We start from the raw sequence: 23,173 nt of genomic DNA on the forward strand, positions 1-23,173 counted from the left end.
TTATAAGTATTTTATTGTGGATTCCGTTTTTGGCTATTTCCCAAAATAATATGGCGGGTATGGTCATGGAAGCCAACCCTGAAAACAACCACCTAGGGTTGGCAGGTGCCAATGTGTATTGGTTAAATTCCCAGACTGGCACCATTACCAAAGAGGATGGTAGCTTTGTTATACCGTTTAAAAAGGAGTTTAACCGGTTAGTGATAAGCTATGTGGGATTTGAGTCCGACACTTTGTTGGTCAATTCCCCTAAAGCGATTCATCATTGGTTAAAGCCATCCAATGAGTTAAATGAGGTGGTGGTCCGGAAAAAGCGGGAATCTGTACAGAAGTCGTTTTTTAGCCCACAGAATGTGGTCACTATAAACAGTGCCGAATTATTAAAGGCAGCTTGTTGCAATCTCTCCGAAAGCTTTGAGACCAATCCGGCGATTGATGTTAATTTTTCCGATGCCCTCACAGGTACCAAGCAAATTCAAATGTTGGGACTTACCAGTCCTTATTTATTGATAACCCAAGAAAACATTCCTATGGTTCGGGGGGCTTCACAGGCCTATGGACTTACCTTTACACCTGGAACTTGGGTAGAAAGTATACAGATTACAAAAGGGGCCGGGAGTGTAGTTAACGGTTACGAAAGTATTTCCGGTCAAATTAATACGGAATTGGTAAAACCCTTAACGGACAATCCCCTATTTGTTAATGGCTATGCCAATTTGAATGGCCGTTTGGAATTAAATACCCACTTAAACAAGAACTTGACCGATAAATGGAGTACTGGGCTATATCTCCATGCCAACCGACGGGATGTGAAGGAGGATGATAATGCAGACGGGTTTTTGGATGCTCCCTTGGGCAATCAAATAAATGTTTTGAACAGATGGCAATACCAAAACCCAAGTACCGGATGGGTGAGTTTTATTAATCTTCGTTTTTTAAATGATGACAAACAAGTAGGGCAAACAAATTTTGTACCTAGTATAGATAAATTCACTGCCAATTCTTGGGGAGGTGAAATAAATACCAGAAGGTTTGATACATCGTTGAAATTGGGTTATGTATTTCCGGAGCTACCTTTTCAGAGCATTGGTTTTCAAACGGCCTACAATATCCATAAACAGGATTCTTATTTTGGCTTTAATGAATATAATATAGATCATGAAAGCATCTATTCCAATCTGCTGTTCAATTCCATTATAGGGGATACCAAAAGTAAATTTAAAACAGGTCTGACCTTTGCTTATGACGGCTATGGGGAAATGGTAAATACCTTGGATTATTCCAGAGTGGATAAATCTATTGGTGCCTTTTTTGAGTATAGTTACGATAATTTAAAGGAATTGAGTTTTACTGCTGGCATTAGGGTGGACAACCACAATAAATTAGGGACTTTTGTTACTCCCAGATTGCATGTGCGCTATATGCCCTGGGAAAGAGGAAGCTTCAGGGCGTCTTTCGGCCGTGGAAAACGGGCAGCCAACATCTTTGCCGAAAACCAACAATTGTTTGCCTCTTCAAGACAGATAAGGATTCTAGGGGATAATAGCAGTATTTATGGCCTGGATCCCGAAGATGCCTGGAATTATGGTGCTAGTTTTATTCAGGGATTTAATTTGATGGGTAGAACAGGTGACATAACATTGGATTATTACATTACCAATTTTAAAAATCAAGTGGTAGTGGATTGGGAGAATCCCTTGGAGGTATCGTTTTATAATTTGGTGGGAAAAAGTTTGGCCAAAAGCTTTCAATTTGAAATAAATTATAAGGTTTTAAAGAATTTTGAATTAAGGACGGCCTATAAATATTACGATGTAGAAACCGACTACCTAAGCGGCACCTTACAAAAACCTTTGCAGGCCCAACATCGATTTTTTGCTAACTTGGGTTATACTTCCGTTCCTAAGGAGAATGGTTCCTCATGGCGTATGGATTATACCGTTCATTCGCAGGGAAGGCAGCGTTTGCCAAATACCTCCAACAATCCTGAAGAATTTAGATTGGCAGAATTTTCTCCCTCCCATAGTATGATGATTGCCCAGGTGACAAGAGTGTTTAATGATAATTTCGAAATATATATTGGTGGTGAGAATCTGGCAGATTATACTCAAGATGACCCTGTATTAAGCGCAGACAATCCATTTGGTCCAAATTTTGATACTACAATAATACATGGTCCTATAATGGGCAGAATGTTTTATGCAGGATTTAGATATAAATTATAACTTTATGAGATATTAATTATTCAACATGAAAAGTATAACAATGAAAAATTTATTTATAGGAGCCATATTTGGAGTATTGACCGTTGCTGGCTATGGTCAGGAGAAAAACAAGAAAATGAGTTTTGAGGTCAATGGAAAATGTGTCATGTGCAAGGAAAGGATCGAGGAGGCCGCCTTAGGGGTAAAAGGGGTTAAATATGCGCTTTGGGATATTCCAACGCATCAATTATCTGTTATTATTGATGAGCGAAAAACAAATTCGATGGCCATAAAAACTGCTATTGTAGGGGTAGGTCATGATACCAAGGAATTAAAGGCAACTGATGAAGCTTATGAAAGTGTACATCCTTGTTGCAAGTATCGTGAGGATAATTCGGACGACGGTCAACACCATGAATAAAAGTGGAGCGATCTAGATATTCTTTCCATCGTTCGATGTCAATAAACAAAAAACCGCATTTGGAATTCCAAATGCGGTTTTTTTATTGTTGTAAATTTTAAAACTTACATCATTCCTGGCATACCGCCACCATGGCCATGTCCGCCGCCAGCAGGAGCTTCCTCTTTAATGTCGGTCAAGGCACATTCAGTAGTCAAGATCATTCCGGCTACAGAAGCTGCATTTTCCAATGCAATTCTAGTTACTTTAGTTGGATCAATAATACCGGCTTTGATCATATCAACATAGGTTTCTGATTTGGCATCATAACCAAAATCCCCTTTGCCGTCCAATACTTTGGCCACTACTACAGAACCTTCTCCACCAGCGTTTTCAACGATGGTTCTCAACGGAGATTCTATAGCTCTAGCAACTATTTGTACGCCTGTTTCTTCGTCGGCATTTTCAGTCTTTATTTTAACAAGTGCAGATTTGGCTCTTAATAAAGCAACACCTCCACCGGCTACAATACCTTCTTCAACAGCTGCTCTTGTAGCATGAAGGGCATCATCAACCCTATCTTTTTTCTCTTTCATTTCTACTTCGGAAGGAGCGCCAATGTAAAGAACAGCAACACCACCGGCTAATTTGGCCAAACGTTCCTGTAATTTTTCCTTGTCGTAATCAGAGGTAGTTGATTCGATTTGAGATTTAATCTGGTTTACCCTAGTTTTAATAGTTTTAGGAACACCGGCACCATTTACAATGGTCGTATTATCCTTGTCTATGGTGATCTTCTCACAGGTACCTAGCATATCCAAGGTTGCATTTTCCATAGTAAAGCCTCTTTCTTCGGCTATTACGGTACCACCTGTTAGGATAGCAATATCTTCCAACATTGCCTTTCTTCTGTCTCCAAATCCTGGAGCTTTTACAGCGGCAATTTTTAAAGATCCTCTCAATTTATTTACTACCAATGTAGCCAAGGCTTCACCATCAACATCTTCTGCAATGATCAAAAGAGGTTTTCCTGATTGTGCTACTGGCTCCAATACTGGTAACAAATCCTTCATAGAAGAAATCTTCTTATCATATAATAATATGTAAGGATTCTCTAAATCGGCTGTCATTTTTTCTGAATCGGTGACGAAGTATGGGGAAAGATATCCTCTGTCGAATTGCATACCTTCTACAACATCGACATAAGTATCTGTTCCTTTTGCTTCCTCCACAGTGATAACACCTTCTTTACCTACTTTTCCAAAAGCCTGGGCAATAAGGTCACCAATAGTTTCATCATTATTGGATGAAATAGCGGCAACTTGTTTGATCTTATCTGAAGAGTCACCTACTTTTTTGGTTTGTTTGGCCAAGTCCGCAACAATAGCTTCTACAGCTTTGTCTATACCTCTTTTAAGGTCCATAGGATTAGCACCTGCTGCTACGTTCTTCAAGCCTTCTTTTACGATCGCTTGTGCAAGAACTGTTGCGGTAGTTGTACCATCACCTGCCAAATCATTGGTTTTGGAAGCAACTTCCTTTACCATTTGAGCACCCATATTCTCAAGAGCATCTGCCAATTCAATTTCTTTGGCCACGGTAACCCCATCCTTGGTAATGGTCGGAGCACCAAACGATTTGCTGATGATTACGTTTCTACCCTTGGGTCCCAAGGTTACTTTTACTGCGTTTGCCAATGCATCAACACCTCTTTTCAGGCCGTCTCTTGCATCGATATCGAATTTTATATCTTTTGCCATAATTTAATTTCATTTATCATTCCAAATAAAACGGAATGAAATTAGTTATACTCTTTAGTTTGTTGTTTGGAATATTCCCAGCTTTTAGGGAATAATAGCAATGTTATATGATTGCCAAAATGTCGCTTTCGCGCATCATAAGATATTCGGTGCCCTCAAGCTTTAACTCGGTACCTGCATACTTACCGTATAAAACCGTATCCCCAACTTTAACGGTTATTTTTTCATCCTTGGTTCCAGGACCAACGGCAACTACTTTACCTTTTTGTGGTTTTTCTTTTGCGGTATCTGGGATGTAAAGACCTGATGCAGTCTTTGTTTCGGCAGCCATAGGTTCTATTAGAACTCTATCCGCTAATGGTTTAATGCTAACTTTAGCCATATTATTTAGATTTTATGTTTTTAAGTTTGATTATAGTAGGCAGAAATTATGCCATTGCCTTAAAACTGACACTTTGTTAAATAAAAATGCCAGCTTGTCACGTAAGCTGGCATTTTTGATATTTTAAAGGTGTTTTCTCTTATTATTGAACACTGTCGGTATTGTTTGTACCGTTAGTGGCAGGTGCTGAGATAGGTGTGTCTGGTAAAGCATCGGGTGCTGTGGTTTCAATTGGGTCCCCATTAAGTAATTTTGAATCGGAATCACTAAAACTTCCCTTTATTGCTACGTTGGAAAGCAAAATTAAAACAACCAATATAGTTGCCAAAGTCCAAGTACTCTTATCCAAAAAGTCTCCAGTTTTCTTTACTCCTCCTACAATTTGGGTTCCGCCTCCACCGAAGGAAGAAGACAATCCGCCACCTTTAGGGTTTTGCACCATAATAACAAGCATCAATAGGATGCAAACTAGGATGATCAGTACCAAGAATATTGTAAATGTTGTATTCATTATTTAATTATTTTCTTGTTGTATCTTTTCTACCGCTTTAATTCGGTCTGCAAAGAAACTACTTTTTTCTGGATATTTCAAACTTAAAATTTTGTAAGCCTGAATGGCCTTTTTATACTTCTTTTGTTCCAAATAAACTTTGGCTAAAGTCGCCGTCATTAATTCATTTTTATCAAAGGTAAGGGAGTCCTTGATAGCTACTTTGGTCGCATTGGCCGTGGGAACAATTTTGGGGTTTGTTTCAATAAATTTGTCGATCTGATCAAATTTCTTCTTCTTTAGCTTGTCTTCTTTTGGTGTTGATTTAGACTGCTTATTGTGAACTGCCTTTTTTGCAGAATCCGATCCCGACTTTGGTTTTTGTGCCTTTTGCGAGGTTAACTGAAGCCATTCCCCGAATGAATATTTTTCTTTTTTGGTAAAATTCAGCGGTTTCCCGATTTCCAGTGCCTCTTCAGCTTTTTTTTTATCGTCCGAGATGGATTTGTCTATATCCGGGTCTTTGGAAGAAAAAAGGGAGGGGTCCAAAATATTGTCAGCATCCTTTACCGTCCTGGGCAAGGGCTCGTCTTCCGATTCTTCAATTAGTGCACTCTCTTTTTTAAATTCCGAAACTATCTCTTCCGAAATTGTTGGCGTATCATTTAATGTGGTGGCCTTCCCCAAAATAGAATCGGCGATTGTGTTCTGTAGAAAATCTTTGGAGGTAATAAAATCGAAAAGAATATCCCTATCCGCTGTATATGCCGCAGCAACCTTAAGGGCGTTGTTGTATTTGAAACTGTTGAGGTTCTTTAGACCTTTAAGGTGCATGGCCCTGGCTGCTTGGAAATAGGGGTACTCGGCCAATACATCTTCCAGTTGATTGGTCTGCACGGGGGAAACCACCTTGTCCGGGTTTTGCAATAGATATGTAAAGTCCTGTACATTCATAAATTACCAATCAGCCAACGATTTATTAAAAATATCCTGGGTAATACGTTCAAAAATTATTTGATGTGCCTCATCCTTAACACTGGCCAATTGCGAATTGGCAGGATAGTCGTAAAAGAAGGAAAACCGTTGTTCAAAGTCAACATCTTCCTTGGTATTGTTAAAGAATCTTACGTTTACCCCAATACTCAGCCTGTTTTGAGCAGCTGTTTGTTGGGAGGTGGCCGACATGGGAGAAATTCGGTATTCCACAATTTCGCCTTCGTACAGCAAATCCCCATTGGACTTGACAAGGTCCAGACTCGTCTGGTTTAATATTAGATCCTGCAGTGACAAGGTAAAATCCCTATCCATCCCCGGTTCAAAAGTAGATCCTGGATTTTGGGAGGCATAGTTTTGAAAATAATTCACCTGAAAGGTCTTTGCCGTTCCCACATCTCCCCCGGTAAAGTTATAGATACCACATCCAGAAATACTTGCCACTACAACCAGCATCAAAATAATATGTTTACTCCGGATCATTAATTTATTTTTTTTAATTTTTGCCTACTGCCTACTGCCTACTGCCTACTGCCTACTGCCTACTGCCTACTGCCTACTGCCTACTGCCTACTGCCTACTGTTATAGGTCGTACTGTTTTATTTTACGGTAAAGGGTGCGTTCCGAGATGCCCAATTCTGCAGAGGCCGCTTTTCTTTTTCCCTTATTTCGTTCCAAGGATTTTTTTATGAGCTCAATTTCCTTATCCTGTAAAGATAAGGTTTCTTCCTCTTGTATTTCCTCCGCAAAATCATACTTATCCACCTGGGGAGTTTTAATTATTGGTTTTTCGGTATACGGCTCGGGAAGCTGCAAAATTTTATTGCGGCTTTCCTCTTGTTCCGTGTAATCCTCCTCATCGTCACCATAGATTTTTCGGATAAGATTTTCGTTTTCTTCCTGTACTTTCTCGCTGTCGTTGTGTTTAAGCAGCTCCAATGTTAATTTCTTTAAATCGTTTAAATCGCCTTTCATGTCAAAAAGCACTTTGTACAATATCTCCCTTTCCGTACTAAAATCGCCTTCTTTTTTTTCTTTTCCTACAACGGCCGGCAAATTGGTATTGCTTGAACTGGGTAGGTAACCATTTAAGGTAGCTAGGTTGATAATCCTGCTTTCCTCCAGGACAGATACCTGTTCTGCAATATTCCTTAACTGTCTAATGTTTCCCGGCCATCTGTATTTTAATAGTAATTGTACCGCATCATCATCCAAGCGAATCGTGGGCATTTTATATTTCTGGCCAAAATCCGAAGCAAATTTCCTAAACAATAAGTGTATGTCCTCCTTGCGCTCGCGCAAAGGGGGTATGTTAATTTCAACAGTACTTAGGCGATAATATAGGTCTTCCCGGAATTTTTCCTTTTTAATGGCTTCGAACATGTTGATATTGGTCGCAGCTACTATTCTTACGTCTGTTTTTTGGACTTGGGAGGAACCTACTTTTAAAAACTCTCCATTTTCCAGAACCCTCAAAAGTCGTACTTGGGTGGTCAAAGGCAATTCCCCAACTTCATCCAAAAAAATAGTTCCACCGTCGGCCACCTCAAAATAACCACTCCTGGTGGCGGTGGCTCCTGTAAAGGCCCCTTTTTCATGTCCAAAAAGTTCGCTGTCTATGGTGCCTTCGGGAATAGCCCCACAGTTGACCGCTATATATTTGGCGTGTTTTCTATGTGAAAGGGAGTGTATAATTTTAGGAATGGCTTCTTTTCCAACACCACTTTCCCCAGTGACCAATACGGAGATATCCGTCGGTGATACTTGGATGGACTTTTCAATGGCGCGATTAAGTTTTACATCGTTGCCAATTATTTCAAAGCGCTGTTTAATTGATTGAATCGATTCCATCTTCTAATTGTTATTGGAATATCCTACAGGTCTTCCTATTAATGTACCCGAGGTGCAATCTATAATTTCGACCTTTACAAAATCGCCTTTTTTATAGTTTTCCTTAGGAAATACCACAACAAAACTTTGTGAGTTTCTGCCCATCCAATCCAAATCTGATTTTTTGGAAGGTCCCTCAATTAAAACTTCTACGGTTTTTCCAAGTTGTTGTTTGCTCCGGATATGACTATGTTCCCTTTGTAGGGCAATGATCTCTGTTAATCTTCTATTTTTCACCTCTTGAGGCACATCGTCTACCATATTCCTAGCTGCAGCAGTGCCAGGTCTTTCGGAATAGGCATACATATATCCATAGTCATATTGTATTTCCCTCATCAAGGAAAGGGTGTCTTGATGGTCTTCTTCCGTTTCGGACGGAAAACCGGTAATCATGTCCTGGGAAATGGTACAATCCGGAATTATTTCCTTAATGTTTTTAACCAGTTTCAAATATTCCTCCCTGGTATGTAATCTGTTCATTTCCTTTAAAATGCGATCGCTGCCGCTTTGTACCGGTAAATGAATGTAATTACAGATATTTTGGTGTTTTGCTACAATTCTTACCACATCCAGGGTCATGTCCTGTGGATTGGAAGTGGAAAAGCGGATACGTATTTTTGGTTGTGCCAATGCCACCATCTCCAATAAATTGGAAAAATCAACAGCGGTTGCTTTTTGCATTTCAGTGGCCTTTTCAAACCCCTTTTTCAACCCTCCACCGTACCATAGGTAGCTGTCCACATTTTGGCCTAACAGCGTAATTTCCTTATATCCTTTATGGGCAAGGTCGTTCACTTCTTCTAAAATAGATTGTGGATCCCTGCTACGTTCCCTCCCACGGGTAAAGGGTACTACGCAAAAGGTACACATATTGTCACAACCACGGGTAATGGATACAAAGGCGGTAACGCCATTGGTATTGAGACGTACCGGGGAAATATCCCCATAGGTTTCCTCTTTGGATAGGATTACGTTTACGGCATTTCTGCCATCATCTACTTCTTGAATAAGATTGGGTAAGTCCTTATATGCATCCGGGCCTACCACCATATCTACAATTTTTTCTTCCTCCAGTAATTTGGTTTTTAGCCTTTCCGCCATGCAACCAAGAACACCCACCTTCATATGGGGCCGATGTCTTTTTACAGCATTAAACTTTTCCAAGCGCTTGCGAATGGTGAGTTCAGCTTTTTCTCGAATTGAACAGGTATTCACCAAGACTAAGTCTGCATCTTCCAGATCCTGGGTAGTGCTAAAGCCTTCATTGGACAAAATGGAGGCAACAATTTCACTATCAGAAAAGTTCATGGCGCAACCATAGCTTTCTATGTATAGTTTTCTAGTGCTATTTTCTTTTTCCGCAATGGTTATGGCAGTTCCTTGAACAGATTCGTCTATAGTCTTCTCCATTTTATTATGCATTCATCGTCATCTTTAAGAGTTTGCAAAGATAGTATTATATAGGTAAATATGACATATTGACAGTTAAAAATTTCTCAAAGTTCCACGCAACTTTTTGAGCGCAATCGTATCTCTTAAGGGTAAACCCAATAACTTTAAAAAAAATGAGAACCACAATAATACTATTCTTAGCGCTGGCAACCCTTGGGTTTGTGTCCTGTAATGATGAGGATGATGGTAAATATGCAGAGTACCTGGTGGCCAAACCAATAAAGATGAGCATAGCCGATTTTAAGAAGGATGTAGATGTAATAGCTCCCGTTCCTTTGAACGAATCCGGAAAGATTTATGTTTATGGAGAATTTATATTTGTCAATGACAAATATAAAGGGGTTCACGTTATAGATAATAGTAATCCCAAAGCCCCCAAGAAAATAGCCTTCATAAAAATACCAGGAAACGTTGATGTCTCGGTAAAGGGAGATTATTTATATGCCGATAGTATTACGGATTTGATCGTTTTGGATATTTCCGACATCAATAATGTTAAAATGGTTAACCGTTTGGAGAATGTTCTAAGGGATAATGTGGTTTTCCCTTTTGAGGTTGATATTTTTGAATGGCAGGATATAGATTACCAGAACGACATTGTGATTGGCTGGGAAACGGTAAAGGAAAGAAGGCTGATAGAAGATGTGGAAGTTCAGTTTTCACGTGAGTTTGATGTTATGTTGGCCAATGCCGCCCAAAATTCGTCACCAACGGGGCAAGGTGGATCCTTGGCTCGCTTTAAGATTGTAAACGATTATTTATATGCCGTTGATAGTCATAGTATCAATGTATTCAATATTCAAGATTTGGAAAATCCCAAGGATTTGGAGGACGTATATGCAGGTTTCGATATTGAAACTATCTTTAATAGAGGTGACCAATTATTTTTAGGGAGTATGCGAGGTATGTACATCTATGATATCTCCTCTCCGGCCACGCCTACATTGATTTCGGAATTTCAGCACGGTACAGCCTGTGACCCCGTAGTGGTCGATGGTGATTATGCCTATGTTACCTTAAGGGGAGGCAATATGTGTGGCGCTACGGAAAGTGGACTTTTTATTGTGGACATTTCAGATATGACCAATCCTGAATTGGTTAAGACCTATCCAATGGATGGCCCTTATGGCTTGGGGGTAAAAGGTGAAAAACTATTTGTTTGCGATGGGACTTCGGGGTTAAAAGTCTTTGATAAGACCGATGTTCAGAATTTGGTACAGCTTAATCATTTTAAGGATATCAATACTTTTGATGTTATTCCCATGGAGGATAATTTGTTAATGATCGGGGAAGAAGTCATTTATCAATATGAATATTTGGAAAACAAAATAAAGCTGATAAGCACATTTAAGCTTAATTAAAGGCTGCAAAATAATTTAAAACACCCCTTGAAATAGGGGTGTTTTTTTATGGGGGTACAAATGAAAATCCGTTAAATAAAAAAATTGATATACTTTTGTGTCACCAAAAACTAGTTAATGGCAAAGAATTTAGTAATAGTAGAGTCCCCGGCTAAAGCAAAAACAATTGAAAAATTTTTAGGAAAAGATTATAAGGTAGAGTCCAGTTTTGGGCATATTGCCGATCTACCTTCCAAAGAATTGGGAGTGGATGTGGATAATAATTTTGCCCCTAAATATATTGTTGACAAGGATAAAAAGGCCTTGGTAAAAAAACTTAGGGATTTAGCGGACAAAGCGGAAACTATATGGCTTGCCAGTGATGAGGACCGGGAGGGTGAGGCTATTTCCTGGCACTTGGCCGAAGAGTTGAAGTTGGATAAGAAAAAAACGAAGAGGATAGTCTTTAACTCCATTACCAAATCTGCCATTCAGAAGGCCATTGAAAATCCCAGGGAAATTAATTATAATTTGGTAAACGCCCAACAGGCCAGACGCGTGTTGGATAGATTGGTGGGTTACGAACTTTCTCCAGTGTTGTGGAAAAAAATTAAACCGGGATTATCTGCAGGTAGGGTTCAATCTGTAGCGGTTCGATTGATTGTAGAAAGAGAAAGGGATATAGAAGCCTTTAATCCTGAGGCGGCTTTTAGGATATCGGCCGAATTCAAAACCATTGAGGGCAGTATTTTTACCGCCAAATTAAATAAGACCTATTCCAGCCAGAAAGAGGCTGAAGCTTTCCTCAAGGAAAATATAGGAGCTAATTTTTCGGTTGCCACTTTAGATAAGAAGCCTGCCAAAAAATCGCCAGCTGCTCCATTTACAACTTCAACATTACAGCAGGAAGCCTCACGAAAATTGTATTTTTCTGTTTCAAGGACTATGCAGGTGGCACAACGCTTGTACGAGGCAGGGTTAATAACGTATATGAGAACGGATAGTGTTAACCTTTCCAAGGATGCATTGGATGCGGCCAAGGATGCCATTATAAGTAATTATGGCAAAGAATATAGCAAGGTTAGGAATTTCACTGGAAAATCCAAGGGAGCTCAAGAGGCCCATGAGGCCATTCGTCCTACGGAGATGACCAATCAGTCCCCTTCTTTGGAAAGGGATCAATCCAAATTATACGAACTTATCTGGAAACGTACCCTAGCTTCACAAATGAGTGATGCCGAATTGGAGCGTACCAATGTTAAAATAAAGTCCAATACCCATAAGGAAGAATTTACCGCCAACGGGGAAGTGATCAAATTCGATGGTTTCCTAAAGGTGTATTTGGAAGGAACCGATGAAGAAGATATAAGTGAAGAGCAGGAAGGAATGCTTCCGGCCATGAAGGAGGGTGAAAAGCTCATTAATAATTATATATCCGCAACAGAGCGTTTTTCCAGGGCCCCATATAGGTTTACGGAAGCGTCTTTGGTAAAGAAACTGGAAGAACTTGGCATAGGAAGACCATCTACCTATGCACCTACCATTTCCACTATTCAAAATAGAGGTTATGTAGAGAAGGGCACCATTGAGGGTACGGAAAGGAATTACGTGCAGTTGATGTTGAGATCGGATAAACTTACAGCTAAGAATTTATCTGAAAATGTGGGATCTGACAAAGGCAAATTGGTCCCGACAGATATTGGAATGATTGTAACCGATTTCTTGGTCAGTCACTTCGAAACAATTTTGGATTATCATTTCACGGCCAAAGTGGAAGAGGATTTTGATGAAATTGCCTCAGGAGATGAGGATTGGCAAAAAGTAATGAAGGATTTTTACGCGGATTTTCATCCCAAGGTACTGGATGTGGAAGAAAATGCCGATAGGGCAAGTGGTGAACGCGTTTTGGGGACCGACCCCAAGACAGGAAGGCAGGTGTCCGTTAGATTGGGCCGCTTTGGACCCATGGTACAGGTTGGGACTGTGGATGATGAGGAAAAACCGTTGTTTGCCAGTCTGTTACCGGACCAGTCCTTAAACACAATTAGCTACGAAGAAGCCATGGACCTGTTTAAATTACCAAGAAAACTTGGAGTTTATGAAGGGGAGGAAGTAGAGGCAAATGTAGGTAGGTTTGGGCCCTATATAAGGTTTGGGAAAAAGTTTGTTTCTTTGGGCAAGGATGAAAATGCCATGGAGATAGATATGGATCGCGCTGTGGAGCTCATTAAGGAAAAACAGGAAGCTGATGCCCCAATAGCCATATACGACAATAAGGATGTAACCAAAGGAGTGGGTAGGTTTGGCCCATTTATTAAATGGGACGGAATGTTTATCAATGTAAGTAAGAAATACGACTTTGATAATCTTGCAAAACAGGATATAGAAGAGATTATTGAGGCCAAAAAACAAAAAGAAATTGATAAATTGGTCCAGGAATGGAAAGAGGAAGGTATTCGTATAGAAAAGGCGAGATGGGGAAGGCATACCATTATTAAGGGTAAAATAAAAGTGGAGGTTTCCAAGGATGTGGATGCAACCAAGATTTCCCTTAAAGAGGCACAGGAATTAATAGAGAAAAAAGCACCAAAGAAAAAAACCAAGGCAAAACCTAAGGCTAAAAAATAATATGGCGTTCGATTTTTTAGTGCCCGTTAGTGATAGGGTATTGGCCCACTGCGAATTACTACCGGCCCAAGCATTGGGAAAACACGTATACATGCACACTAAACGGCATGGCCTTCCGGTATTGGCAAATGTTAGCGTGGCCATATTGGGGGTTAACGAATCCAGGAATGCCTTCGAGAAAAAACCGGAGCGTTTGGATATCTCGGAGATCAGGCTTCAGCTTTATAATTTAATGCTGGGGAATTGGAACTCATCCATTGTAGATTTGGGCGATATTGAGGAAGGTGAGACGGTAGAGGACACCTATTTCGTAGTCAAGGAAATAGTTGCCGGATTATTGGAAGAAAATATCATTCCCATTGTAATTGGAGCTACCCAAGACTTGACATATCCCACTTATAGAGCTTTTGACGGACTTAAAAATATGGTCAATTTGGTGTCCATTGACAGTAGGTTCGATTTTGGGATGGACGAAGAACTTATTTCTTCCCACTCCTATATGAGTAAAATAATTACCGACAAGCCAAACAATCTTTTTAATTTCTCGAATATAGGCTATCAAAGCTATTTTAATTCCCAGGAAGAATTGGACCTTATGGAGCGTCTTTTCTTTGATTCCTATAGGTTGGGGGAATTAATTTCGAATATAACCTTGGCAGAACCCGTGCTTAGGAATGCCCATGTGGTAAGTTTGGACGCACGTGCCATACGTGCCGCCGATATAGGGTATTCCCGGAATTTTTCCCCCAACGGCTTTAACGGAAGGGAAATTTGTGCCATAGCAAGATATGCCGGAATAAGCGATAATGTATCCGTTTTTGGGATTTATGAATGCGAGAACAGCAATCAATCCTTTCAACTTGTCGCCCAAATAATATGGTATTTTATAGAGGGGCTGAATTTTAGGATTCAAGAATTGCCCAATAGTAATAGTAACGACTTCACCAAGTATACCGTACCTACAGAAGATGAGTCCCTTGTCTTCTATAAAAGTCATCTTAGCGAAAGATGGTGGGTAGAGGTACCTTCAATTTTAACTTCACATACTAAAACAAATTCACCTGCGTTATTACCATGCACCGAATTGGATTATCTAGATGCATGTAATCAAAATATTCCTGAGCGGTGGTTTAAAGCCTACAAAAAAGGGTTTAATTGAAATAATAATTTTAGGGTATAAAACAAATTTTATACAATAAATTATTTAAAAATAAGTTTTAGAGAATAATACTTGTGTTTGCATTTATAATCATAATCGAAATTTAACCTAACGTATGAAGAAGCTATTGTTGTCATCTATAGCATTTGTTTTTTTACTCTCAAGTTGTGGGTCCAAAACAAAAGGAGAGCTAGTCGGAGCTCAAGGAAAAAAGTGGTATCCAGAAAAACCCTATGGTATGGAATTGATTCCTAGAGGAGCATTCATCATGGGTAAGAGTGAGGAGGATCAGGCTCAGGCACAAAATGCCCCGACAAAGACTGTTACTGTTCGATCCTTTTACATGGATGATACCGAAATTACAAATAGTGAATATCGCCAATTTGTAGAATGGGTCAAAGATTCCATTGCAAGAACAAAATTGGCCATTTTGGCCGATGAGTTGGGATTGGGTCCAGATGATGGCGGTATTGGCGAATATGCGTTTAAGGATGCCGATACCACAAAATTATCTGCCTACGATAAGTATATGCTGAACAACTATTCCGGCATGGGCGAAACAGGCTACGAAGGAAGGGCATTGAACAGAAGGGTTGATCTAATATGGGATATATCAAAGTATCCTGATGAGTATTATACCGAGGTCATGGTAGATTCTATGTATCTGCCAGAAGAAGAATCCTATAACGGTCAACGTAATATTGATGTTACCAAATTGAAATACAAATACACCTGGATGGATATTGAAGCAGCAGCTCGTGCCAAAAAAGGAAGTAGAAAAGATTTCATAAAACAGGAAGAATTGGAAATATATCCTGATACTACGGTCTGGATAAAGGATTTCTCATATTCCTATAACGAACCAATGCACAATGATTACTTCTGGCACGATGCTTATAGTGATTATCCTGTAGTGGGTGTTTCTTGGCAACAAGCCCAGGCTTTTTGTAACTGGAGAACAAAATTCAAGAACGATGATCAAAAAAGTAGGAGCAAGCAATTTGTCAACCGCTTTAGATTACCAACAGAAGCGGAATGGGAATATGCTGCTAGGGGAGGTATAGAAGGTGGAACATACCCATGGGGTGGTCCTTATGTAATCAGTGATACTGGTTGTTTCATGGCCAACTTTAAGCCACAGCGAGGGGATTACGCAGCTGATCAAGCCTTGTATACAGTAGAGGCTAAGGCTTATGAGCCCAACGATTATAACTTGTACAACATGGCCGGTAACGTTTCAGAATGGACGAATAGTAGTTATGACCCAAATTCATATGAATATGTGTCCACTATGAACCCAAATGCAGAATCGACCAATAATGCAAGAAAAGTTATTAGAGGTGGATCTTGGAAAGATGTTGCTTATTTCCTACAGGTAAGCACCAGGGATTACGAATACCAAGATTCTGCACGTAGTTACATCGGTTTTAGAACCGTACAGGATTACATGGGAGAAGAGGATTCTACCAATTAAAATATAAAATAAAGAAGACCTTTATATTAAATCAAACGTTAAACCAAATACTTATTATTAACATTACTTAATTAAATTTAAAATTATGGCACAGTCAAAATCAACTAAGAAATTATTTAACATGGCCTACGGCCTTGGTGCATCTGTAGTAATTATAGGAGCATTATTTAAGATCCTTCACTGGCAATTTGGCCCACTTACGGGAGGATTGTTATTGGCAATCGGACTTATTACCGAAGCATTAATTTTTGCTATTAGTGCATTTGAACCAGTAGATGACGAATACGATTGGTCATTGGTGTATCCAGAATTAGGTGGAGGAGCAGCTTCAGGAAAATCGAATAACGAATTAAAGGAAGCAGAAGCCTCTTTATCCAAAAAATTGGATGATTTGTTAAAAGAAGCTGGTGTAGATGCCAGTCTTATGGAAAGTCTTGGATCTAGCATTAGAAACTTTGAAGGTGCTGCCAAGGGTATTGCTCCAACTGTTGATGCTATGGAGTCTACCAAAAAGTATTCTGATGAAATGGTACAAGCTGCCTCTCAAATGGAATCTTTAAACAGTCTTTACAAAGTTCAGTTGGAAAGTGCAAGCAGACAAGCGTCTATCAACGAGGAAGTGGTACAGAATTCAAGTGCCTTAAAAGATCAAATGGAATCTTTGGCAACCAACCTTTCTTCTTTGAATGGAGTATACGGTGGTATGTTATCTGCAATGAATAGAAACTAATTAGTTATAATTCAATAACCAAACCCAAATCGATTAATAATTAAAACTAATTAGAAAAATGGCAGGAGGAAAAGCAACACCACGTCAGAAGATGATCAACCTAATGTATTTGATCTTCATTGCGATGCTGGCCTTAAATATGGGAAAAGAAGTTCTATCGGCTTTCGGTCTTATGAACGAAAAGTTAGAAGCTTCTAACATAAAAACCACGGAAAACAATACGGCTTTCCTAAGTGGTCTTGAAACTAAAGCATCTGAAAATGCTGAGAAATTTGGTCCTCTTTTGGAAGATGCCAAGAAAATAAAGGAATTGTCCGTAGAGTATTACCAGTACTTGGAAAACTTGAAAAAGGAGATGATGGCCGATGTTAAGGATCCCAAAGATTATCAAGTAATGGACAAGACCGATTATTTAGATCAAAAGTTTTTCCAAGGAGATCAACTTGGAGCAGATGGTAAGGAATTCTTGGATCGCTTGGTAAATTATCGTTCACAAATTACAGCGGTAATGCCTAAAGAACTGGAGTCTGTAAAGTCTTCTGTTAAAAGTAGGTTCGAAACAGGTGATGAAAACGGTAAAGTTGAAAAAAGGGATGGTTCCAAACAAGATTGGTTGAACTATAACTTTGAAGGATATCCTTTGGTAGCATCATTGACTAAAATCACTTCGCTTCAGGCGGATATTAAAGCTACTGAAGAAGATGCATTAAAAGCTATGCTTCAAGGTCAACTGAGCAGTGAGGTTTCCATGACCAACTATACCACTTTATTGGAGCAAGAAAAGTCTGCCTTTTATGCAGGTGAAAAATTTGCTGGAAATATAGTTTTGGGTCGTAAGGATGCCACTACAAAACCAAATGAAGTTAACTTGACCATAGATGGTAGAAAGTTGACCGAAGGTACTGATTATGTTATAGAGGATGGTAAGGTTAGATTAACAGTAAGTGCTGGAAGTGCTGGTGATCATAAGATCGAAGGTAGTTTAGTATTTATGCAGGATGGGGAGCGTACAGAAGTGCCAGTATCCTCAACATTTGCAACTATTACCAAGCCTAATGCCGCTGTAATTTCAGCCGATAAAATGAATGTGGTATATCGTGGGGTTTCCAACCCTATCACCATATCCATTCCTGGTATTCCTGATAACAATGTTTCTGCATCTGCTCCTGGACTTAGTAAGCAAAGCGGAAGTAAATATGCTATGAATCCTGGTACAGGAAGAACAGTTTCCATTACAGCCTCAGGTAAGTTGCCCGATGGCCAAATGATCAAAACTTCTTCTGAGTTTAGAATTAAGGATATTCCTAGACCTTCAGGCTCTGTGAGAGGAGAATCCGGAAGTGCTAAAATGGGTAAAAACAACCTAGAAATTTCTACTATAGGTGCCTTGTTGGAAGATTTTGATTTCGATCTTAACCTTGCGGTCAGTGGATTTAAATTTAAAGTTCCAGGACAGCCAACTGTAGATGTAAATGGTAACAAATTGGATGATAGAGCCAAGTCTGCCCTTAAAAGAGCAGGTCGTGGGGATGCCGTTCAGATATTTGATATTGAGGCCTATATTACAAACAACAAAGGCTATAAGCTTAAAAAAGTATCTCCAGTTGTTGTGGAGATAACAAACTAGTAAAAAATGTTGTGAAGTGGCCATGGCAAACTATGAATGTTTTCCATGGCTAATTCACCAGTCTGCTGAAAAGCTGGACTGAAGATTAAAAACAATAAATTTAAACTGATGAATTGGAAAAATGTTTTATTAATTGGAGTAGTGGTTCTGTTGCCATTGTCTATTTCCGCACAGGCAAATATTTTAAATGCCAAATTACCGGAAGAGATTGGTAAGAAGACTCAGGCGCAGATCGAGAAAGATAACGACGCCCCTCTGCCCTATGCTTATGTGGACGATAGGGACATACTCTGGTCCAAGACCATTTGGGAAGTGATCGACTTGGACGAGCGTATTAATTTTCCACTGTATTATCCTTTGGATACCATTGATATAGGTCCGGACAGAAGGTCTTTGTACGATGTGTTGATCAAAAACATCAAAAACGGAACATTGGAAGATGTATATGTGGATTCCTATTTTACTGAAAAAAGAAAGTTCAGTGATTTAGCAGCGACTCTAAGAAAACGGGATACTACCGATTTTGGTTACGAACAATATAACGCAGGAGAACCAATTTCTCCGGAGTATATTAACGAAAGAAACCTTGTTGCTGCCGATTTGGAGGAGTACCTTGTTAAAGGAATCTGGTATTTCGACAAAAGACAGGGAGAGCTTAAGTACAGATTGTTGGGTATTGCCCCTGTAGCTCCGGATGTTAACTTTATAGATGATGAGTCTATGGATTTGGCTGAGGCAAAAGTTCCATTGTTCTGGGTATGGTATCCTAGTGCAAGACAAATATTACATGAGGCTAAAGTATTTAATCAGCGAAATTCCGCACAGCCTATTTCCTTTGATATGTTGTTGAATGCCAGAAGATTCAATGCAACCATATATAAAGAGGATAACGTGCATGGAGATCGTGAGGTTAAGGATTATATAGCTGATAATGCCTTGTTCCAATTATTGGAATCCAAACGAATCAAGGAGGTTATCCGAGATAGGGAACAAGATATGTGGGCATACTAGCCTTAATAAAATTCCAATTCACATATAAAGCAGAGCGCCACATCATATGATGTGGCGCTTCCTTTTTTTTACTATTTTACCAAAGATTTAGAATTCCTTCTCTACTTTTGCGCAATGGTAGACTATTTAATTGTGGGCCTCGGATTGGCCGGCATTTCCTTTTGCGAAGTATTGGAAAGGAATAAGAAGTCGTTTATAGTAATAAGTGATGATTCCCAAACCTCTTCCGTAGTGGCGGGGGGCTTGTACAACCCGGTAACCCTTAAACGATTTACCTTGGCCTGGAATGCCAAAGAGCAGTTGGATTTGGCGATTCCCTTTTATGCCGAATTGGAAAAAAAACTTAATATCCAATTGGATTATAAAATTCCCATCCTTAGGCGTTTTGCCAGTATAAATGAACAAAATCTTTGGTTTGAAGCTTCAGACAAGCCTAATTTAAGTCGCTTTATAGCCCCAAAAATACTATCCAACCATAACCCAAACATCGAAGCCCCCAATGGCTATGGGGAAGTGTTACATACCGGCAGGATAGATACCTCCGTTTTAGTATCACATTATAAGAGGTATTTGGCGGAACAAAACTTAATATTTAAGGAATCTTTTGATTTTGAAGCCTTAAAGCTACAGCATGCCTATTTGGAATACCGTGGATTAAAAGCTAAAAGGATTGTATTCGCAACGGGATTTGGTATAAAAATTAATCCGTATTTTAATTATTTGCCACTAAACGGTACCAAAGGAGAGTTGCTTACCATTAAGGCACCAGCTTTAAAAGAGGAAAGGGTTATAAAATCCTCTGTGTTTATAATTCCCATGGGTGACGATCTGTATAGGGTGGGTGCCACCTATAAATGGAAAGATAAAAGCAATACTCCTACTGAGGAATGCAAGCAGGAACTTCTGCAAAAGTTGAACACCTTTTTAAAATGTCCTTATGAGGTTATTGATCACGTAGCAGGAATAAGGCCAACGGTAAGTGATAGGAAGCCACTTGTAGGGAGGCATCCCAAGCATGAAAATATGTTTTTACTCAATGGATTGGGATCCCGAGGGGTAATGATCGCCCCAATGGCTTCCAAACAGCTTTACGGCTTTATAGAAAACAGTGAGGCCTTGGAACCTGAAATGGATCTATCCCGTTTTACCACAAAACATTTTAAGAATTAATCTTTGCAGCCTTGGGATCGAATTTTACGAAAAAATTAATCCAGATATTCCGCGAAACCCTAATAATAAAGGGCATAAAAACTATCATTGTAGCAATTATGGCAATAAAAGTGTTTATCAATGAGGCCTTGAACATTAAAAAGGCAATAATAAAAGTGGCTACTGCAAAAGCTACGCCTACAGCATAACTAACATACATGGCTCCATAAAAAAAAGAGGGTTCTATTTTATATTTGGTGCCACAATGGGAACAGCGTTCGTGCATTTTAAAAATATTTCCAATATTATATGGATTTTTATCCTCATACATACTCTCTTCATGACATTTAGGACAAGTTCCTGTTAAAATGCTGTAGAGTTTGTTTCCTTTTTTTAACATTTGCAAAAAGTTTCTGCAAAAGTACATTTTTGTAGATGTAATCAGTGTAACATTAGTAACGAAATATGCTCAATATCCATAACCTCTCCGTTTCATTTGGCGGAGAATACTTATTTGAAGAAATATCTTTCCGTTTAAATTCCGGAGACCGGGTTGGTCTTATAGGAAAAAACGGGGCAGGTAAATCTACCCTGTTGAAAATTTTATCAAAGGATATGCCCATAGATTCGGGAACTATAGCTTCTGATAAAGACATTAAAATGGGTTTCTTACGGCAGGATATCGATTTTGAACAGGGTAGAACAGTGTTGGAAGAAGCCCATCAGGCTTTTGAGGAAATAAAGGCTTTGGAGCTTAGGTTGGACGATATCAATCACCAACTGGCAGAACGTACAGATTATGAAAGTGAGGGGTACAATCAATTGATTATTGATTTAAATGATGTAAGCCATCATTATGAGATATTGGGCGGATACAACTATCAGGGTGAAACTGAAAAGGTACTATTGGGCCTTGGATTCAGACGAGAGGATTTTGATCGTAAAACAGAAACCTTTTCAGGAGGATGGAGGATGCGGATAGAGTTGGCCAAACTTTTATTGCAGAGCAATGATGTGTTGTTGTTGGATGAGCCAACCAACCACTTGGATATAGAATCTATTATTTGGTTGGAGAATTTTTTAAAAAATTATTCAGGGGGTGTAATGATCGTATCCCACGATAAAATGTTTTTGGACAATGTTACCAACCGGACCATTGAAATATCCTTGGGAAGGATCTATGACTATAACAAGCCCTATTCCAAGTACTTGGTGCTGCGGAACGAAATAAAGGAACAACAGTTGAATGCCCAGAAGAATCAGGAGAAGGAGATACAGCAGGCAGAAAGGTTGATTGAAAAATTTAGGGCCAAGTCCACAAAGGCATCCATGGCACAGTCCCTGATCAAGAAGCTCGATAAAATGGAGCGCATAGAGGTTGATGAGGATGATAATAGCGTAATGAATTTGAGGTTTCAAATTTCAGTAACTCCAGGTAAGGTAGTAACGGAAATTGAAGGTTTGGCCAAAAGCTATGGTGACAACCATGTGTTGCAAGGCATAGATCTTTTAATAGAACGGGACTCCAAGACTGCTTTTGTGGGTCAGAATGGACAAGGTAAATCCACTTTGGCTAAAATAATGGTGGGGGATTTGGACCATAAGGGGCATTTAAAACTGGGTCATAATGTTCAGATAGGATACTTTGCACAAAATCAGGCGGAGTATTTGGATGGGGAAAAGACTATTTTGGATACTATGATAGATGCGGCGAATGAGAAGAACAGAAGTAAGGTAAGGGATATTTTAGGATCTTTCCTCTTTAGGGGCGATGAGGTGGATAAATATGTAAAAGTACTTTCTGGTGGTGAGCGGAACAGATTGGCCCTTGCCAAAATGCTTCTACAGCCTTTTAATGTTTTGGTAATGGATGAGCCAACCAACCACCTTGACATCAAATCTAAAAACGTACTAAAACAGGCGCTTCAAAATTTTGACGGAACTTTGATCCTGGTGAGTCACGATAGGGATTTTTTACAGGGCCTTACCAATAAGGTATATGAATTTAAAGATGGCAAAATTAAAGAATATCTAGGGGATATCGATTTCTATCTGGAACAGCGGAAGGTCGAGGATTTTCGGGCAATTGAAAAGAAACAAACAGTAGTTCAAAAAAAGGAAAAGCCCAAGGAAAAAAATGTTGATTTTGAAGATCAAAAAAAGATAAAATCCCTAAAGAACAGACTGAGCTCAGCGGAAAGCGATATATCCAAGTTAGAAAAGGAAATAGCAAATATTGACCATGAGCTACTTATGAATTATGATGCAACCATTGCGAAGTCCAATTTCTTCGACGCTTATCAGAAGAAAAAAAAGAACCTGGAAATTCTGATGAAAACTTGGGAAAATATCACTTTGGAGCTTGAAGAATTCTCTTTGTAGGAAAAGTAATCTAAAGGGGCAAATTTCTTTCACCACAACTTTTCACACTTTCACAACAAAAATGGCGTTTTCAGACGTTTTTCATCGAATAATTTTGTTGT

19 protein-coding genes are annotated in these 23,173 nt (G+C 39.3%); 11 read left to right on the plus strand and 8 right to left on the minus strand.

Features of this window, described 5'->3' with window-relative positions:
- Positions 1–50 precede the first annotated feature (50 nt).
- Both CWD91_RS04295 and CWD91_RS04300 read left to right on the plus strand, forming a co-directional pair.
- Positions 51–2,225: a TonB-dependent receptor gene (locus tag CWD91_RS04295; RefSeq protein WP_239985660.1), complete on the plus strand. Its 2,175-nt coding sequence runs from the start codon at positions 51–53 to the stop codon at positions 2,223–2,225.
- A gap of 40 nt (positions 2,226–2,265) precedes the next feature.
- On the plus strand, positions 2,266–2,625 hold the full coding sequence (locus CWD91_RS04300; RefSeq protein ID WP_103439899.1) for a heavy-metal-associated domain-containing protein: 360 nt from the start codon (positions 2,266–2,268) through the stop codon (positions 2,623–2,625).
- A gap of 104 nt (positions 2,626–2,729) precedes the next feature.
- On the opposite strand, the gene groL is transcribed toward CWD91_RS04300, so the two are convergent.
- The 7 genes from groL to miaB form a co-directional block, all read right to left on the minus strand.
- Entirely contained in the window at positions 2,730–4,364 is a 1,635-nt protein-coding gene (gene groL, locus CWD91_RS04305; RefSeq protein WP_103439679.1) for a chaperonin GroEL, read from the minus strand.
- Between the two features lie 103 nt (positions 4,365–4,467).
- Entirely contained in the window at positions 4,468–4,746 is a 279-nt protein-coding gene (locus CWD91_RS04310; protein ID WP_103439680.1) for a co-chaperone GroES, read from the minus strand.
- A gap of 142 nt (positions 4,747–4,888) precedes the next feature.
- Positions 4,889–5,257 carry a preprotein translocase subunit SecG gene (gene secG / locus CWD91_RS04315; RefSeq protein ID WP_103439681.1) on the minus strand — a complete coding sequence of 123 codons (369 nt, stop codon included), beginning with the start codon at positions 5,255–5,257 and terminating at the stop codon, positions 4,889–4,891.
- Between the two features lie 3 nt (positions 5,258–5,260).
- A complete protein-coding gene (locus CWD91_RS04320) occupies positions 5,261–6,190 on the minus strand; it encodes a hypothetical protein (protein ID WP_103439682.1) in 930 nt (309 codons plus the stop codon).
- A 3-nt stretch (positions 6,191–6,193) separates the two neighbouring features.
- Positions 6,194–6,712: an LptE family protein gene (locus CWD91_RS04325; protein WP_103439683.1), complete on the minus strand. Its 519-nt coding sequence runs from the start codon at positions 6,710–6,712 to the stop codon at positions 6,194–6,196.
- Between the two features lie 100 nt (positions 6,713–6,812).
- The gene (locus tag CWD91_RS04330) at positions 6,813–8,081 is read right to left on the minus strand and encodes a sigma-54 interaction domain-containing protein (RefSeq protein WP_103439684.1); all 1,269 of its coding nucleotides are present in this window, start codon (positions 8,079–8,081) and stop codon (positions 6,813–6,815) included.
- A gap of 3 nt (positions 8,082–8,084) precedes the next feature.
- Positions 8,085–9,530: a tRNA (N6-isopentenyl adenosine(37)-C2)-methylthiotransferase MiaB gene (gene miaB / locus CWD91_RS04335; protein ID WP_103439900.1), complete on the minus strand. Its 1,446-nt coding sequence runs from the start codon at positions 9,528–9,530 to the stop codon at positions 8,085–8,087.
- Positions 9,531–9,685: 155 nt separating this feature from the next.
- Here miaB and CWD91_RS04340 point away from each other — a divergent pair, with 155 nt between their 5' ends.
- The 8 genes from CWD91_RS04340 to CWD91_RS04375 all read left to right on the plus strand — a co-directional run bounded on the left by CWD91_RS04340 (position 9,686) and on the right by CWD91_RS04375 (position 20,711).
- Positions 9,686–10,933 carry an LVIVD repeat-containing protein gene (locus CWD91_RS04340; RefSeq protein WP_103439685.1) on the plus strand — a complete coding sequence of 416 codons (1,248 nt, stop codon included), beginning with the start codon at positions 9,686–9,688 and terminating at the stop codon, positions 10,931–10,933.
- 117 nt (positions 10,934–11,050) lie between these two features.
- The gene (gene topA / locus CWD91_RS04345) at positions 11,051–13,540 is read left to right on the plus strand and encodes a type I DNA topoisomerase (protein WP_103439686.1); all 2,490 of its coding nucleotides are present in this window, start codon (positions 11,051–11,053) and stop codon (positions 13,538–13,540) included.
- Position 13,541: 1 nt separating this feature from the next.
- Positions 13,542–14,699, plus strand: a complete 1,158-nt coding sequence (locus CWD91_RS04350) for a formimidoylglutamase (RefSeq protein WP_103439687.1) — start codon at positions 13,542–13,544, stop codon at positions 14,697–14,699.
- Positions 14,700–14,814: 115 nt separating this feature from the next.
- A complete protein-coding gene (gene porK / locus CWD91_RS04355) occupies positions 14,815–16,173 on the plus strand; it encodes a T9SS ring complex lipoprotein PorK/GldK (RefSeq protein WP_103439688.1) in 1,359 nt (452 codons plus the stop codon).
- A gap of 85 nt (positions 16,174–16,258) precedes the next feature.
- Entirely contained in the window at positions 16,259–16,903 is a 645-nt protein-coding gene (gene porL, locus CWD91_RS04360; protein WP_103439689.1) for a type IX secretion system motor protein PorL/GldL, read from the plus strand.
- Between the two features lie 58 nt (positions 16,904–16,961).
- Positions 16,962–18,530: a type IX secretion system motor protein PorM/GldM gene (porM, locus tag CWD91_RS04365; RefSeq protein WP_103439690.1), complete on the plus strand. Its 1,569-nt coding sequence runs from the start codon at positions 16,962–16,964 to the stop codon at positions 18,528–18,530.
- A gap of 108 nt (positions 18,531–18,638) precedes the next feature.
- Positions 18,639–19,541: a type IX secretion system ring subunit PorN/GldN gene (porN, locus tag CWD91_RS04370; protein WP_103439691.1), complete on the plus strand. Its 903-nt coding sequence runs from the start codon at positions 18,639–18,641 to the stop codon at positions 19,539–19,541.
- A 114-nt stretch (positions 19,542–19,655) separates the two neighbouring features.
- Positions 19,656–20,711 (plus strand): NAD(P)/FAD-dependent oxidoreductase, encoded by a 1,056-nt coding sequence (locus CWD91_RS04375; RefSeq protein WP_103439692.1) that lies wholly within the window; start codon positions 19,656–19,658, stop codon positions 20,709–20,711.
- On the opposite strand, the gene CWD91_RS04380 is transcribed toward CWD91_RS04375, so the two are convergent.
- Positions 20,701–21,090 carry a DUF983 domain-containing protein gene (locus CWD91_RS04380; protein ID WP_103439693.1) on the minus strand — a complete coding sequence of 130 codons (390 nt, stop codon included), beginning with the start codon at positions 21,088–21,090 and terminating at the stop codon, positions 20,701–20,703. The two genes, CWD91_RS04375 and CWD91_RS04380, sit on opposite strands and share 11 nt — an antisense overlap.
- Before the next feature lie 65 nt (positions 21,091–21,155).
- Between CWD91_RS04380 and CWD91_RS04385 the strand changes: the two genes are divergently transcribed.
- Positions 21,156–23,072, plus strand: coding sequence for an ABC-F family ATP-binding cassette domain-containing protein (locus tag CWD91_RS04385; protein ID WP_103439694.1), 1,917 nt, complete (start codon positions 21,156–21,158; stop codon positions 23,070–23,072).
- The last annotated feature ends 101 nt before the right edge of the window (positions 23,073–23,173 follow it).

Source organism: Arenibacter hampyeongensis, assembly GCF_002909255.1.
Lineage (GTDB): Bacteria > Bacteroidota > Bacteroidia > Flavobacteriales > Flavobacteriaceae > Arenibacter > Arenibacter hampyeongensis.

Excerpts from the sequence above, each read along its gene's own strand:
- CWD91_RS04295 (WP_239985660.1), top strand. The coding sequence starts at position 51 with ATGGCGGGTATGGTCATGGAAGCCAACCCTGAAAACAACCACCTAGGG.
- CWD91_RS04300 (WP_103439899.1), top strand. The coding sequence starts at position 2,266 with ATGAAAAATTTATTTATAGGAGCCATATTTGGAGTATTGACCGTTGCT.
- groL (WP_103439679.1), bottom strand. The coding sequence starts at position 4,364 with ATGGCAAAAGATATAAAATTCGATATCGATGCAAGAGACGGCCTGAAA.
- CWD91_RS04310 (WP_103439680.1), bottom strand. The coding sequence starts at position 4,746 with ATGGCTAAAGTTAGCATTAAACCATTAGCGGATAGAGTTCTAATAGAA.
- secG (WP_103439681.1), bottom strand. The coding sequence starts at position 5,257 with ATGAATACAACATTTACAATATTCTTGGTACTGATCATCCTAGTTTGC.
- CWD91_RS04320 (WP_103439682.1), bottom strand. The coding sequence starts at position 6,190 with ATGAATGTACAGGACTTTACATATCTATTGCAAAACCCGGACAAGGTG.
- CWD91_RS04325 (WP_103439683.1), bottom strand. The coding sequence starts at position 6,712 with ATGATCCGGAGTAAACATATTATTTTGATGCTGGTTGTAGTGGCAAGT.
- CWD91_RS04330 (WP_103439684.1), bottom strand. The coding sequence starts at position 8,081 with ATGGAATCGATTCAATCAATTAAACAGCGCTTTGAAATAATTGGCAAC.
- miaB (WP_103439900.1), bottom strand. The coding sequence starts at position 9,530 with ATGGAGAAGACTATAGACGAATCTGTTCAAGGAACTGCCATAACCATT.
- CWD91_RS04340 (WP_103439685.1), top strand. The coding sequence starts at position 9,686 with ATGAGAACCACAATAATACTATTCTTAGCGCTGGCAACCCTTGGGTTT.
- topA (WP_103439686.1), top strand. The coding sequence starts at position 11,051 with ATGGCAAAGAATTTAGTAATAGTAGAGTCCCCGGCTAAAGCAAAAACA.
- CWD91_RS04350 (WP_103439687.1), top strand. The coding sequence starts at position 13,542 with ATGGCGTTCGATTTTTTAGTGCCCGTTAGTGATAGGGTATTGGCCCAC.
- porK (WP_103439688.1), top strand. The coding sequence starts at position 14,815 with ATGAAGAAGCTATTGTTGTCATCTATAGCATTTGTTTTTTTACTCTCA.
- porL (WP_103439689.1), top strand. The coding sequence starts at position 16,259 with ATGGCACAGTCAAAATCAACTAAGAAATTATTTAACATGGCCTACGGC.
- porM (WP_103439690.1), top strand. The coding sequence starts at position 16,962 with ATGGCAGGAGGAAAAGCAACACCACGTCAGAAGATGATCAACCTAATG.
- porN (WP_103439691.1), top strand. The coding sequence starts at position 18,639 with ATGAATTGGAAAAATGTTTTATTAATTGGAGTAGTGGTTCTGTTGCCA.
- CWD91_RS04375 (WP_103439692.1), top strand. The coding sequence starts at position 19,656 with ATGGTAGACTATTTAATTGTGGGCCTCGGATTGGCCGGCATTTCCTTT.
- CWD91_RS04380 (WP_103439693.1), bottom strand. The coding sequence starts at position 21,090 with ATGTTAAAAAAAGGAAACAAACTCTACAGCATTTTAACAGGAACTTGT.
- CWD91_RS04385 (WP_103439694.1), top strand. The coding sequence starts at position 21,156 with ATGCTCAATATCCATAACCTCTCCGTTTCATTTGGCGGAGAATACTTA.